Annotated in this window: 8 protein-coding genes; all 8 read right to left on the minus strand. The window is 55.9% G+C overall.

What is annotated here, in order from left to right; genetic code table 11:
- Positions 1–19: 19 nt before the first annotated feature.
- On the minus strand, positions 20–3,136 hold the full coding sequence (gene ileS, locus SELSP_RS06510) for an isoleucine--tRNA ligase (protein ID WP_037367532.1): 3,117 nt from the start codon (positions 3,134–3,136) through the stop codon (positions 20–22).
- Positions 3,137–3,438: 302 nt separating this feature from the next.
- Positions 3,439–8,319 carry a TonB-dependent receptor domain-containing protein gene (locus SELSP_RS06515; protein WP_006192148.1) on the minus strand — a complete coding sequence of 1,627 codons (4,881 nt, stop codon included), beginning with the start codon at positions 8,317–8,319 and terminating at the stop codon, positions 3,439–3,441.
- A 284-nt stretch (positions 8,320–8,603) separates the two neighbouring features.
- On the minus strand, positions 8,604–9,464 hold the full coding sequence (locus tag SELSP_RS06520) for an RpnC/YadD family protein (RefSeq protein ID WP_037367529.1): 861 nt from the start codon (positions 9,462–9,464) through the stop codon (positions 8,604–8,606).
- 113 nt (positions 9,465–9,577) lie between these two features.
- Positions 9,578–11,605: an OPT family oligopeptide transporter gene (locus SELSP_RS06525; protein WP_006192145.1), complete on the minus strand. Its 2,028-nt coding sequence runs from the start codon at positions 11,603–11,605 to the stop codon at positions 9,578–9,580.
- Between the two features lie 203 nt (positions 11,606–11,808).
- Complete coding sequence (locus SELSP_RS06530; RefSeq protein ID WP_006192143.1) at positions 11,809–12,072, minus strand: Txe/YoeB family addiction module toxin; 264 nt, start codon at positions 12,070–12,072, stop codon at positions 11,809–11,811.
- A gap of 2 nt (positions 12,073–12,074) precedes the next feature.
- Positions 12,075–12,326: a type II toxin-antitoxin system RelB/DinJ family antitoxin gene (locus SELSP_RS06535; RefSeq protein ID WP_006192141.1), complete on the minus strand. Its 252-nt coding sequence runs from the start codon at positions 12,324–12,326 to the stop codon at positions 12,075–12,077.
- Positions 12,327–12,349: 23 nt separating this feature from the next.
- A complete protein-coding gene (locus SELSP_RS06540) occupies positions 12,350–13,519 on the minus strand; it encodes a S41 family peptidase (protein WP_013740835.1) in 1,170 nt (389 codons plus the stop codon).
- A gap of 15 nt (positions 13,520–13,534) precedes the next feature.
- The gene (locus SELSP_RS06545; protein ID WP_006192138.1) at positions 13,535–14,680 is read right to left on the minus strand and encodes a murein hydrolase activator EnvC family protein; all 1,146 of its coding nucleotides are present in this window, start codon (positions 14,678–14,680) and stop codon (positions 13,535–13,537) included.

A 14,680-nucleotide genomic window follows, 5' to 3' on the forward strand; every position in this document is an offset into this window, starting at 1 on the left:
CCAGCTTCCTCCCCTCGTTTCACTCGACCTTGAGCGTCAATTTCTCGCCGTTGATGTTCCACGCCTTGCCTTCCGGCTCCTTTTCATAGGAGATTGCGTCGGCGAGCGTGATGCGCTTGATGTACTCCTCGTTCTTCGCCATGAGCGCTGCAATCTTCTCGTTGCCTCCCGCCGTGATCTTGATGTGGTCGGTGACTTCGAAGCCGTTCTCCTTGCGCATCGTCTGCACCTTGCTGACGATCTCACGCACGAAGCCCTCCTCGATGAGCGCAGGGCTCAAGGTCGTCTCCAGGGCAATCGTGACTGCGCCGTAGCGCTCCGTGACGAAGCCTTCCGTCTGCGCCATCGACACCTCGACGTCTTCGGCCTCCAGCGTGACTTCACCCGAAGGAAGCGCGAGCTTCAGCTTGCCCGTGCGGTCAAGCTCGTCCTTCGCCTCGTGTCCGTTGACCTTTGAAAGAGCCGCCTTGACCTCGCCGATCCTCTTGCCGACCTTCGGTCCCAAGATCTTGAACTGCGGTTTGAAGCTGTAGCTCAGGAACTCTTCCATGTCGTCCTTGAAGACGACTTCCTTGACGTTCAGCTCACTCTCGACAATCTCGCGGAAGAAATCGTCGAGCGCGTGCGCCGCCTTGACGAACATCCTGCCGATGGGCTGGCGATTCTTGATGTTTGCAGTGTTTCGCGCTGCACGCCCCAAGACGACGATCTCAAGGACGATCTCCATGTTGTCTTCCAGCGATGCGTCGATATACTCTTCATGCACGGCAGGGAAATCGCAAAGATGGATGCTCTCGGGCGCCTCCTTGTCGATGCTGCAGACGATGTTCTGATAAATGGCTTCCGTCATGAAAGGAATCATCGGCGCGGCGGCCTTCGCCGTCGTCACGAGTGCCGTGTAGAGCGTCATATAGGCATTGACCTTGTCCTCGCCCTCGCCCTTCGCCCAGAAGCGCTCGCGGCTGCGGCGCACATACCAGTTGCTCAGTTCATCGACGAAGCTCTGCAGGGCCTTCGCCGCTTCTGTGACCTTGTAAGCGGCGAGATTTTCGTCGACCGCCTTGACCATCGTGTTGAGGCGCGACAAAATCCACTTGTCCATGACGGCGAGCTTCTCGTAGTCGAGCGCATGATCGAGCGGATTGAAATTGTCGATATTGGCATAGAGCACATAGAAGGCATAGGTATTCCACAGCGTGCCCATGAACTTTCGCTGCCCTTCCTGCACGGCGCCGTCGTGGTAGCGGTTCGGCAGCCACGGTGCGCTGTTCTCATAGAAATACCAGCGGATCGCATCCGCACCGTGCTTCCTCAGCGCATCCATCGGATCGACGGCGTTGCCCTTCGACTTCGACATCTTTCGGCCGTTCTCGTCCTGCACATGGCCGAGGACGATGACGTTCTTGTACGGCGCCTTGTGAAAGAGCAGCGTCGAGATGGCGATGAGCGAATAGAACCAGCCGCGCGTCTGGTCGACCGCCTCGGAGATGAAGTCCGCGGGGAAGCGGCGCTCGAAGATCTCCTTGTTTTCGAACGGATAGTGCCACTGGGCAAAGGGCATGGAGCCGGAGTCGAACCAGCAGTCGATGACCTCGGGCACGCGGTGCATTTCCTCGCCGCACTCGGTGCAGCGAATCGTCACGGCGTCGACGTAAGGACGGTGCAGCTCAAGCTCCTCGGGGCAGTTGTCCGACAGCGACTTCAGCTCCTCGATCGAGCCGATCGAATGCTGATGGCCGCAGCCGCACTCCCATATATTGAGCGGCGTACCCCAGTAGCGGTTGCGGCTGATGCCCCAATCCTGCACATGCTCAAGCCAGTCGCCGAAGCGTCCCTTGCCGATGCTCTCAGGGATCCAGTTGACCGTATCGTTGTTCGCAATGAGTTCGTCGCGCACCGCCGTCATCTTGATGAACCACGACTCGCGCGCGTAGTAGACGAGCGGCGTGTCGCAGCGCCAGCAATGCGGATAGCTGTGTTCGAAGACGGGCGCCTTGAAGAGAAGTCCCTTCTCTTTCAAGTCCTGCAAGATCAGCGGATCGGCGTCCTTGACGAAGACGCCCGGCCAGTCCGTGTCCGCCGTCATCTCGCCCTTTGCGTCAACGAACTGCACGAAGGGCATGTCGTACTTGCGGCACACGCGGTTGTCGTCCTCGCCGAACGCCGGCGCCGTATGGACGATGCCCGTGCCGTCAGACGTCGTAACATAGTCGTCGCATATAACGAAGAATGCCTTCTTCTTGATTTTTCCTTGCGCATACGGATAGAGCGGCTCATAGTCACGATGCTCAAGCTCCTTGCCCTTCATGCGCGCGAGAACCTCGCGCTCGCCCTCGACGCCCTCGAAGACCGCATCGACGAGCGCTTCCGCGAGATAGTAGACGGTATCGCCGACGCGCAGCTTCACATAGGTCACGTCGGGGTTGACGCAGAGGCCGAGGTTCGACGGCAGCGTCCACGGCGTCGTCGTCCAGGCGAGGAAATACGCGTCCTCCCCCTTCGCCTTGAACTTGACCATGGCGGAGCGCTCTTTGACGTCCTTGTAGCCCTGCGCGACCTCGTGCGAGGAAAGCGGCGTGCCGCAGCGCGGGCAGTACGGCACGACCTTGTAGCCCTTGTAGAGCAGGCCGCGCTTCCAGATCTCCTTGAGCGCCCACCACTCCGACTCGATGAAGTCGTTCTCATAGGTGATGTACGGATGCTCCATATCGGCCCAGAAGCCGACGACGTCGGAGAACTCCTCCCACATGCCCTTGTACTTCCAGACGGATTCGCGGCACTTCTTGATGAAAGGCTCCATGCCGTACTTCTCGATCTGATCCTTGCCGTCGAGTCCGAGCGCCTTCTCCACCTCAAGCTCCACAGGCAGGCCGTGCGTGTCCCATCCCGCTTTTCTAAGGACGCGCTTTCCCTTCATCGACTGGTAGCGAGGCAGCATGTCCTTGATGACGCGCGTCAGCACATGACCGATGTGCGGCTTGCCGTTCGCCGTCGGTGGCCCATCGTAGAACGTGAAATTCTCCTTGCCTGCGCGCTGGTCAATCGCCTTCTGGGCGATGTCGTGCGATTTCCAGAAGTCTTCGACCTCCTTCTCGCGCTCAACAAAATTCAACGTCGTGTCTACCTTCTTATACAGCAAGATTTTCCCTCCTATAAAAAATCCTCCATCCCGAAACAGGATGAAGGCGCACTTTCCTGCCAGCTTTTTTCAGCATTTCATATCCTTTTTTCCAACCCTAATGATAACGCAAAATGACAAAAAAGCCAAGTGTTATCTTCCGAGAAGAACTGCAGTCGATTGCAAGGTCAATCGCAATCGAAAACAGGACAAGTACCCCATCACTCTGCGCCTATATGCCTTAAAACCAGACATGCAGACAGCCCGACGGATTGATGTCGGGCTGTCTGCTGTCTTTCTTCATCGCTTTCGCCGAGTTATTAGAAGCGATAGGTGAGCTGCACCCTTGCGTAGTCGCCGAGGCTGAAGTGCTCGGGGCCGTAGAGGGTGTCGCGTGCACCGATTCCTTTGGCGCCGAAGGTGTAGAAGGCTTCGACGAGGAGGTTTTCCATCGGCACATAGCCCGCGCCGACGGTGAAGCTCTTGATGCCGTCGAGGTAGCGGTCGGGCAGCGCTTCCGTGCCGTTGCCGCCGAAGAAGGAGCCGTGCTCGAAGCGCTTGTAGTCGATGAATGCATTCCACGAGTGCGGCACTTTCGTATCGGCTTTGCCGAGATCGAGCCGCATGACCCAGAATCTCGGTGCAGAGCCGGTTTCCCTGCCCTTGATCGCGAAGTCGGATGTGCCGCTCTTGTGCTCATAGCGCGTGTGGCCGTTCATGTACTTGCCAAAGTCGGTCGTATTCACGCCGTAGTCGAAGGATAGCGCGGCATTCTTCGAGAGCTGCCACTTCGCGCCGACACCGACGACATTCGCGAGCGTGTCGAAGGTGCTGACATCATTTCCCGTGCCGTTCGCCGCGAGGAAGCGATGCGAGTCATTGCCGACCGAGCGCAGATACCAAGCGGCGACGCCGAGATTTGGCGAGAGTTCGTGACGTGCCTGCACATAGAACGCCTGCTTGAGCGCAGGGATCTGGTCGCGCTCAAGTATCGTGCCAACTTGCAGTACAAAATAGCCCGCGCGTTTCAGCAGATTAAGCGGCAGAGCGCTCTTGTCCTCCGGACCCCAATAATAATCATCAATTAGATAGTCGATGATCGTTTGACCGAGATGCGATATACCCCTTTTATTGCCTGCCGGAATCTTCCCGTTTAATGTAAATCCGCTATCGGGGTCATCCGGATTGCGTTTCAACGACTGCACCCCGTGGTAAGCGCTTTTATCCCAAGAAGAACGAATGGTGCGCTCTTTTGCCTCATCCTTCGTCATCGATCTGAAATCTCCGGGTTGCAAATCACTCATCTTCAAATTGTAGCCAAGGATCGGCTTCTTTCCGTGATATGTTCCATAGCCGTAGAACTCATAGGTCAGATTATAAACCCCGTCCGGATGACCGTCGATATTATCAAGCTTCTCCACCCGCGTCCGCGTCGTCTCCAGATTTGCCTCTGCCGACTCCCACGCTTTACGGGTGACATCCTCCATCTTCTCGCGATTGAATCTGTCCTGATAAGAAAGGCTTGCCCTCGGATGCAGCTTCTTCAACTGCGGACTTTCTTCCTGTGAAAGATATGTCCCGACGACGTTGCCATGTTTGTCCCTCACGGTCACCTTGTACCATGCGAAGTCATCGTGCTGGATTCTCCCTTTCTCAGACAACCGATCCATCAATTTCTGATATGCTTTGGGATTATCCTGTTTGACAACATTCAGATACTCGTCAAGAATCTGCTTTTGCTCTGCCAAACTCTGCGCCTTGACGAGCCGTTGATACAGTCCGTCAAAGCCCGGGGTATCCTTAATGAGCGTGCTGTAGTTCGGATAATACGGAACGGCGTCCGTCGTACGGCTGTTGATCGCGGTCGCTTTATAGCCCAGCCATTCTTCCTTAGTCACGCCGCGCACGAAGCTCTGACGCGTCGCGTGCGTATAGGCGGAGTCTGTGACGCCTGTCGAGTGCCGGAAGTCGCCGTAGCCGAGACGCACCTGCGTATGGGCGCCCGTCCATACGGCGCGTCCGCCGTCGTACTCTTTGCCGAAGTAGTAGCCTGTGACGCCCATCGGCTCCGTCATGCGGCCAAGCGAGAAGTCCCAGTCGTTCGCATGTACGGTGAGGTTCGCCTCGTCAAGGCGCACATGGTTGAGTCCACGGCTTTTGGCGACATCGGTATCGGTGCCGACACCCTCTGCGCCCGAAGCGCTTCCCAAAATAGTGAGGTTCGTGTTCGCATCGATCCTCGCATCCACGCCAACGCGCAGCCACTGCTCGAAGCCGTGCTCAGCTTTTTCGAGGTAATTTTTATACGCGCCGTCGCTTACGCTCGCTGTGGTCGTGACACGCGCTTCAGACGGCTTTTCCTTGCCTGTAAAGGCGTTCCAACGCCAGCGATAATCGCCGATGACACGCACGCCCTTTTCCTTCGTCGTATCGAACGGCTTTTGGATGAACCATGCATCTTCGGGCAGAAGATGCACTTCTTCCTTCTTGAAGCGCCCGCCCGCCCCCGTGCTCGCATCGGGGCCGAACTTCAAGTTCACGCCAATGCGGTACGTGCGCTCTTGAAAGGCGCGGTCGTCGTCGCGATGGTTGAAGATATTGTCGACGCCGATATAGGCGCTCGCGTCCTTGCCGAAGTCTTTTTGCAGGATGAAGTTCCAGATACCGAAAGTCTTTTTCTCGTACGTCTGCTTGCCGCCCTCGGCGAAGTTATAATGCCACTTTTTTGCCACGCCGTCCCAGTCGTAATAGTTGCCGTTGTTCGCAACACTGTTGCTGTCTAGCATGTTGACATAATAGTTCCCCCAGAGCGTCGCACGCCAGCCTTGGTTCTCGTAGGTCACGCCAAGGTCGATCTTGTGCTGCGGCCGATCGAGCAAACGATCCGGCATGTTCGGATCGCTCTTGTTGATGGCATGAAGATAGGTATAGCCGAGCTTCGCCGACCAATGCTTGTCAAAGCGATGGTTATACTCTGCTTCAAGACCTGTGATCTCCGCTTTGCCGATGTTCTTGAAGCTGTAAATCATATCGGGCGGCATGAGCCATCTGGCATCAGCGGAAATTTCCGGATGGAAATCCATCAGATAGCCGGTGAAGTAAGTCGTCATATAGTTGTCGATGCGATTGTGGAAAGCATTGATACGGTAGCTGTCCCTGCCATCCTTGCTTTCGCCCTCATAGCCAAGATCGAAATTGAGGGACTTCTCGGGCTTCAAGTTCGGATTGCCGACAAAATAGTAGCCAAGGCGTGCGCGTTCCAGTCCCATCGGCGAGCCTGCATACATCTCCCAGTTGTAGTAAAGCTCCCCCATGCCCGGCTCGGTATAGCCCGTGCCGAGGTTCGCCTTGAAGCGCTGGTTCGCCTTGCCGCCGATGTTGTGCGTCATGCCGATATTGAACGTCGCATGTGTGCCGAAAAGGCTGCTGTGATCGACGCGCAGAATTGGCGAGAGCAAAGTATTCCGATTGACCTGCCATGCGTCCTGCAAAAACACATATTGCTTCTTGATCTCCACACTGCCAATCGTCAATCGGTTCTGCCGCGCATCAAATTCCTCATTGAACGCTTTTCCGTTCCAAAGCATCGCATGTCCAAACATTTTACGATCATAATTGGCAAATTCCTGATCATAGTAGTGATTGATTGCCGAAGTCGGCGTATCAATATGAGTCAGATCATGGTTGCGAGCATCATCAAGCAGCTGCTGACCGAACGCCATAAGCCGCGCCATAACATCCGGCGGCGCCGGATTCCAGTCTTTATCATAGCCCTGAGAGCCATATTTCAAATAGTCCTGATACGTATAGATTGGCTCCAGTGAGCGTCCGGCAGCATCCTTATGCCCATACCACTCGTATTCATTATCGTACTTAGGCACTCCCGCTTCATTTCGCGTCATCGCATAGTCGTGCACGCGCGAAGATGGCTCCCCCGCGCCGCCTCTCGTATAAAGGTTCTTATCGTAATCCCACGGATCGATCATGCGCGTATGGCTGTTCGGTGCGTTTTTGATGCGGCTGCCCTCGCCTTTCTCCTGCGTGTAGCCAATGCCGTAGGTCAGCAGATGATCGCGATGGATCTGGGTGTTTGCCGATGCCTTGAGGCTCCATTGCTGATGCATGAGGTCGTCGATATAGTTGAGCGTGTTCTTGCCTTCATAGGGAGAATTGATATAGTCCGAGGTCAGCGTCGTGTCGTCCTCGTTCATCTTTGCATAGTCGAGAGAGACATTCCAATCCGAATTGCCGCCGCGCCCCGCATACGAGAGGCGATATGTGCTGCGGTCAAGTTCGCGTTTGAATTGCTGCAAACCTTCCCCCCCAGAGTTGGAGCGCTTGACGAAGCGCTCCATATCCTCTGCCGTATGATCAACATTCAAGGAGAGACTATGATTCTTATCGAAATCGTAGGATGCGACAAGTCCGATATTCTTGATGTCGCCATAGTAGCGCAGCGAGTTTCGCACACGGCTTTCCTCGTCTTCATAAGAGTCGCCGCCCTTGATGAGCCCGCCAAAGGTCTCCGTGCTGTAAATCGGCATGACGTCGCGCTTGCCGCCGTAGGCTGCGACGCGCAGCTTGCCAATGTCGCCCGAGTCGGCGCGCAGGAAGAAGTTCGTATAGGGGATCTTCGAGTCGCCCTTGACGCGCCTGCCTTCGAGGTTGACCTGCATGCCCGCACGCTTCGCCGCCGCCTTCGTGATGACGTTGACGACGCCGCCGATGGCGTCGGCGCCGTACTTCGCGCTCGCCGCCCCGCGGATGATCTCGATGCGCTCGACGTTCTCCGTGCCGAGCCGCTGCAGCTCGTCGCCCGCGCCCGTGTACTTGGCGAAGTCGCCCATGACGGGCTGCCCGTCGACGAGGATCAAGGTATGGCGCGGCTCCGCGCCGCGAATCGAGAGCGTGACGCGCCCCATGGCGTCGACGCTGCGCGTCATGCCTGTCTCGTCGAAGATGATGTCTTCGACGGACTTCGCCTGCTTCTTCTCGATGTCCTCTTTCGTGATGATCGTCGTAGACTGCGACTCGTACTTCGCATCCTCTTTCGCGGCGTTCGCTTCGACGTCAACGGATCCCGTCTGAACGTCTACCCCCCCCGCACTTTCATGCGCCTGTGCCGTACAAAGAGGCAGCATGAGATGGAGCGCGACAGCGAACGCCAACGCGTTCTTTCTCCGAACGGTGATTTCTTTCACTTGCGTTTCCCTCCGATGCTTTGGAAAGCACGGATCGATGCCGTGCTTCCTATAAATTTATGAAACCAACTCTGATTCTCATTCATTATATCACGCTTTGAGAATAAATCTACCCTTTGGGGCAAAAAATATGAAAAAAATTCTATTCTATTCACAAATTTGAATCTCATTCACTTTTTAATGAAAAAGAAAGACTGCCGCACCGTGTATGCGACAGCCCTCTTCTTATGATTCTTGCGGGAATTACGAATATCGAAAGTTCATCTACGTTTCACGCTGCCTGCTCAAAGCAAGCTGTGCATCCTGCCAAGCTCCTGCACGCGCTCCATGGAGAACTTTGATATACGCGCGATCGTCTCAAGCGGCAGCTTGTCACGCAGCATCTCCAAGACCATATCGACCTTCCCCTCCTCACGTCCGCGCTCCATGCCCTCTTCCAGGATGGCCTCTTCAAAATCCTTCTGATTCCATTCAAAATTCACCATATCGACGACCTCCCTTTCATGCTGCTGCAGAAATTCTTTCATGATGTCACTTTCTTCACAGTACCGCATGGCTTCGCGGATTGCTTGTGCTCTCTCCATACCCGCTGCCATATTTCTTTTGATTCGAGCAATGAAGAAGCTGTAGTCGTGGATCGACCGACTTCTTTGCAGGAGTATTTTCGCATTGTCATAGGCGATGTTGTGGAAATTTGCTTTTAATTCCAAATGAATTTCTTCATCTGTCTTCACATAAGCATCCGACAGCTTCATCTGGCAGGTTTCGGGCATATCGTTGTTTCCCGTGTAGAATACATGAAATTCTGGTGCAGGGAGCTTGATCGGAGTATTCTGGTAGAGTTTCTTCGCTGGAATGTATTGCCGTAATTGTTCGCAGACGTAGTATAGACAGCGCAATGGCATATTTTGATTTGCAGTGCTTTGATGTTCCATGAAAATCAGATGACGTCCTGCCAGCAAGAATGAGATGTCATTTTTGATTTGTGACAGGAAGGTTCCTTCAAGCGTCACGATTTTCAGCGGTTCTTCCTCGTAGGATCTTCCATGCAGCGCTCCCGCAACCTCTTTCAGTCGCTCTTCCTCGTTGAAGTACATGCGAAAGACCGTATCTTGATACTGTCTGCCTTTCTTCTCTTTGTCCATAAGGTGCTCCATCTTGCCGAAAATCCTTTTCCCTTCCCTCATTATATCATAAAGTTCCACATGCAAACAGCCCGACGAAAATCCGTCGGGCTGTTTGCATACGGGAATATCATTCATCCGTTCTTTTTCGCGAGCACGACGCGGCTCAGAATGACGACCACGAGTGCGAAGACGGCGAGGCCGAGCATTTCCGCCGTGTCAGCAAAATCGGCACCGACGAGTGCCAGCGGGCTTTCGCTGCCGCCGCTCGATACGGATATGGCGATGAGTCCGGCGAGTGCGACGCCGACGATGGATTCGCCGACGATGAGTCCCGAGGCGAAGAGCGTACCGCGGCGGCGCGCCGCTTTGCCCTCTTCCGCACCGCGGTCTTTCAGCACCTTGTCGAGCACATAGCCAAGGACAGCGCCGATGACGAGCGGCGTCTGGATGCTCGGCGGCAGGTAGATGCCCATGCCAACGGCCAAAGGCGGCAGCATGAGATTCCTCGTCGTGCGGCGCAGGAAGAGATCGACGAGCACGATGACGACACCAAGCCCGAGACCGATGTAGATGTACTCCCATGCGAGGTTGTTCGAGAAGATTCCCTCGGCGATCGTCTTCATGAGCACCGCCTGCGGCGCGGCGAGCGCCTGCGAAGGATCCATGCCCTCGCGTGGCAAGGCGCCGACGAAGCCGTACGCCTCATAGAGGAGGTTCAGCACAGGCGCAATGACGAGCGCACCGACGATGCAGCCCAAAAGAAGCGCGACCTGCTGACGCCACGGCGTCGCACCGACGAGCCAACCCGTCTTGAGATCCTGCATGTTGTCGTTCGAGATGCAGGCGATGGCAAGGATGATCGACGTCGTGAAAATCGCCGTCGCCGTCGCGAATTTCTCACCACCCGGCAAAGCGAAGATGCCGAACGAGGAGCAAAGCGCGTACATGACGAGCGAGGCAACGATGATGCCGAGAATACCGATGCCCGAGATCGGACTCGACGACGTGCCGACGAGGCCTGCCATATAAGCGCAGGCAGCGGCGACGAAGAAGCCCATGAAGACGGCGACGCCGACGCCGACGAGCGTGAAGGCGAGCACCTGACCACTTGGCAGTCCCTCGGGGCTGACGAAAGCGTAGAATACGGCGAGAAGACCGACGACTGTCAGCAGGAATACGAAGCCGATGCTCTTCATCGACATGTCGATGTCCATGCGATGCCTGTCCTTGATCGTCTCGGGCATGCGCATGGCGGCAAGCGATTCCTTCATGCCGTCGATGACGGGACGCGCGAGCGTAATCAGCGTCCAGATGGCGGCGACACCCATGGCACCCGCACCGATGAGGCGCACGCGCTCCTGATAGACGGCGGCAGCGAACTTCTGCATCGTCACGCCGTCGGGCGGCGTACTCGTGATCGTGTAGAAGGGAACGAAGCCCGCCCAAGCGATGAGGATGCCGACGAGCATGGCGAGACCGCTCGCTATACCGATGAGGTAGCCCGCGCCGACGAGAGCCGACGAGTAGCCGATGGGGAACTGCGTCATGCCGCGCCCGATGGGAATCCATACGGAAAGCGCACCCGACAGCACTTGAAAGCCGCTCGTGCAAAGTGCAATGATACCTGCGACGAAACTGCCCGACAAGATCTCCTTGAGCCCTGTGCCTGTGCCTTTGCCCTTGCCATCTTCATCATGCGCATTGACCTTCAAGATCTCCGCCGCCGCAACGCCCTCGGGATAAGCGAGGTCGCTGTGCACGACCATGGCGCGGCGCAAGGGGATCGTAAAGAGCACGCCCAGGCAGCCGCCACAGGCCGCGACGAGAAGCGTCTGCGTGAACTCAAAGCCGTGCCAGTAGCCAATCATGAGCATGCCCGGAATGATGAAGATGATCGCGGACAAGGTGCCGGCCGCTGAGGCCTGCGTCTGCACCATGTTGTTTTCCAGGATATTGGAATCCTTCGCCATCTTGAGGACGGCCATCGAGATGACAGCTGCCGGAATGGCGGACGAGAACGTCAGGCCGACCTTCAGCCCCAGATAGACGTTCGATGCCGTAAAGATCACGGTCAATACGGCGCCCAAGAGCATGCCGCGCACGGTAAGCTCGGGCAGTCGCAGCTCATGCTGCATAAACTCATTGTGTTCATTTTTCATAGTATCGCTCCCTATAGTAATTTGCGCCCATGAAGCAGGCGAATGGATGCCTATCTATTATAGCACATATTTATAGAACATATAGCAAAATTTATATAAAAATCGTAAAAATGAATCCATTTTCCTCATTTGTCCCAAATAAGAAATCGCTGCGCAATTTGGCACAGCGATTCATCATAATATCCATCTCATACATACCGCTCTTATTTGTCTCCATAGTGAGAGCCGCATTGAGCAATCTCCAACATGCCATCGGATATTTGAAAGACAAGCCGATTCTTCTCATCGATGCGCACGCTGTAAAAGCCGCTCCAGTTGCCGCGCAAAGGCTCCGGCTTTCCTATACCATCATACCCATTTCGATCGATATCCTTGATGAGATTATTGATCTTTTTCAACGTTTTCTTATCCTTGGTTTGCCATTCGATATATTCAGCCCACGCCTCGTCATGCCATATTTTTCGCACCGCTACACCTCGATGAGTTCATGCTCAGACACATTTCTTCCCGCTCTTATGTCCGCAATCCTCCGATCCAGAATCGCCGTATTTTCTGAAGACGAAACCGGCTCTGCCATGACTTCGAAAGGGATGCGCCTTTCTCTGCCGAGCCTTTTCAGGTAGATGTTGACTGCAGTAGACATGGACATCCCCATGTCTTCACACACCTGTTCTGCCTCCTGCTTCACATCATCATCAATGCTTAGACAAATCTGTGCCATAATCTCATCCCCCTTCTTCTTGATTATATTACATTTGCACCAATGCCGGCAAGCTTGCCCTTCATGACGTCGATCGCCTTCAAGAGCTGCACGTCCTGTGCACCGTCCGCCTGCGGCTCGACGCGGACGTCCGGCTCGATGCCCGTACCATCGATGCTTCTGCCCGACGGCGTGTAGTACTTGGCAATCGTAAGCTTCAGCGCATCGTCATCGTAGAGCGGCAAGATGACCTGCACGGAGCCTTTGCCATACGATGTCTCGCCGACGATCGTCGCCGCGCCCGTATCTTGCAGTGCGCCCGCGAGGATTTCGCTCGCCGAGGCGCTGTTGCCATCGATGAGTACGACGAGCGGATATTTCTCTTCGGAAAGATCCGATTTATACTCTTCGCGCGTTCCGTCCTTCTGCACGACGGAGACGACCGGCCCCTTCGGCACGACCATATTGGCGATTGCCACACAGCTCGTCACAAGTCCGCCGGGGTTCTCGCGCAGGTCGATGATCATGCCCTTGACGCCATCTTTTTCCAGCGCATGATAGGCATCCTTGAACTCATCTGCCGTATGCTCGGAGAACGACGCGATGCGGATGTAGCCGATGCCGTCCGTATCGGGCAGCATTTGCCCTGCGACCGTATGCACCTGGATCGTCGCGCGCCGCACAACGTAGTCCTTATCCTCTTCACCCGCGCGGCGAATCTTAAGCGTCACATCGGTGCCAATTTCGCCGCGAATGTGCAGCACGACCTCTTCCGGCTCAATCTCATTCGTCGGCGTGCCGTCGACAGCGATGATCTCATCGCCCGTCTTAATGCCCGCCGCCTCGCTCGGCGTCCCCTCCATGACGGAAATGACCGTGATCTTGTTGTCCTTGAAGCCCATGACGATGCCGACGCCGCCGAAGCTCCCCTCCGTATGCGAGCGCATGAGTTCGTACATCTTGGGATCGAGATAGATGGAATGGGGATCGTCAAGCGTCTTGACCATGCCCGAGATGGCGCCGTCGATGAGATTCGTATAGTCGACGTCGCGCACATACTGTGTCTCAATGAAGCGCAGAGCGCCGAAAAAGCGCAGGACGTCCTTCGTCTTCTGAGCGTTGAATCCCATCAGGGCATAGAAGGCGAAGATGGTCGCGTTGAGCATCACGACAGCCGTCGCGATGACGAGCAGGAAAACCGTTTTCTTTTTCAAAATATCCTCCACCTATCAAAGATACCCCATGGGGTCGACAGGTTCGCCGTCAACACGAACCTCGAAGTGGCAGTGCGGCCCTGTGGAATTACCCGTCGAACCGCATTCGGCGATCGCCTGTCCCTGCGAGACGCTCTGCCCCTCGCTGACGAGGAGCGCTTGGTTGTGCCCGTAAAGCGTCGATATGCCGCCGCCGTGGTCAATGATGACGGCGTAGCCATAGCCCGAAATCCAGCCGGCATAAGAGACGATGCCCGCGCCAGCCGCATGGATCGTATCGCCGTAGTCGCCGCCGATGTCGATGCCCGAATGGAAGCGGCTCGCGCCCGTGATCGGATGGACGCGCCAACCGAAGGGCGATGTGATCGGTCCGCCAAGCGGCCAGTTGAGCGCTCCGCCGCCCGAAAGGGCGGGAGACGCGGGCTGATAGCGGCTGTTTCGTATCATCTGCTCGACTTCCTTGGACGCCGCGAGGTTTTCGTTGATGATGCGTTCCTGCGTCGCGCGATCCGTTTCCATCTTGTCAATGATCGCCTGCTTTGCCGCCTGCTTTTTCTCCGCCTCTTTCTTGCGGTCGGCAGCGGACGCGACGAGCTTTTCCTTCGCCGTCTTGTCCTTTTCCAATTCCTTCTGCGACGTCTCGATCGCGGTCTTTTCTGCAAACACGACCTGCACGAGGTCGTAGTCCTGCTGAATGACACGCTTCAAGAGATCCATGCGCGTGAAGAAGTCCTGAAAGTCCTTCGCGCCGAAGAGGACGTCGAGATAGTTGATCTGACCGTTGATGTAGATGTCGCGCACGCGCTTGGCGAGCTGGTCGCGCTTCACGACGAAATCCTTGTTCAATACCTTGAGCTTGTCTTCGTTCTCATCGATGCGCGCCTCGGTCGCGTCAAGTTCCTTCTTCACGTCCTTGTAGGCTTTCGTCGCCTCGTCTGCCGCCTCATCGACAGCACGCTTCTCTTCGGAAAGCCCCTCGATCCTCGACTCGATCTCGTTCTTCTTCTTCTGCGCCTGCTCCGCCTTTTCGATATGCGCGTCGCGCTGCTCCTCTAAGGTTTCGGCCTGCGCGAGCGGCGCAAGCGTCATCAAGTAGACGGCAGAAAGAAACGCCGCTGCCGCTTTCTTCCCCTTTTTCCCTCCTGCGGGATAAAAAACCAT

Source organism: Selenomonas sputigena ATCC 35185 (assembly GCF_000208405.1).
Lineage (GTDB): Bacteria > Bacillota > Negativicutes > Selenomonadales > Selenomonadaceae > Selenomonas > Selenomonas sputigena.

Coding starts and splice junctions, on each gene's coding strand:
- SELSP_RS06525 (WP_006192145.1), bottom strand. CDS start 11,605: ATGAAAAATGAACACAATGAGTTTATGCAGCATGAGCTGCGACTGCCC.
- SELSP_RS06535 (WP_006192141.1), bottom strand. CDS start 12,326: ATGGCACAGATTTGTCTAAGCATTGATGATGATGTGAAGCAGGAGGCA.
- SELSP_RS06520 (WP_037367529.1), bottom strand. CDS start 9,464: ATGGACAAAGAGAAGAAAGGCAGACAGTATCAAGATACGGTCTTTCGC.
- SELSP_RS06545 (WP_006192138.1), bottom strand. CDS start 14,680: ATGGTTTTTTATCCCGCAGGAGGGAAAAAGGGGAAGAAAGCGGCAGCG.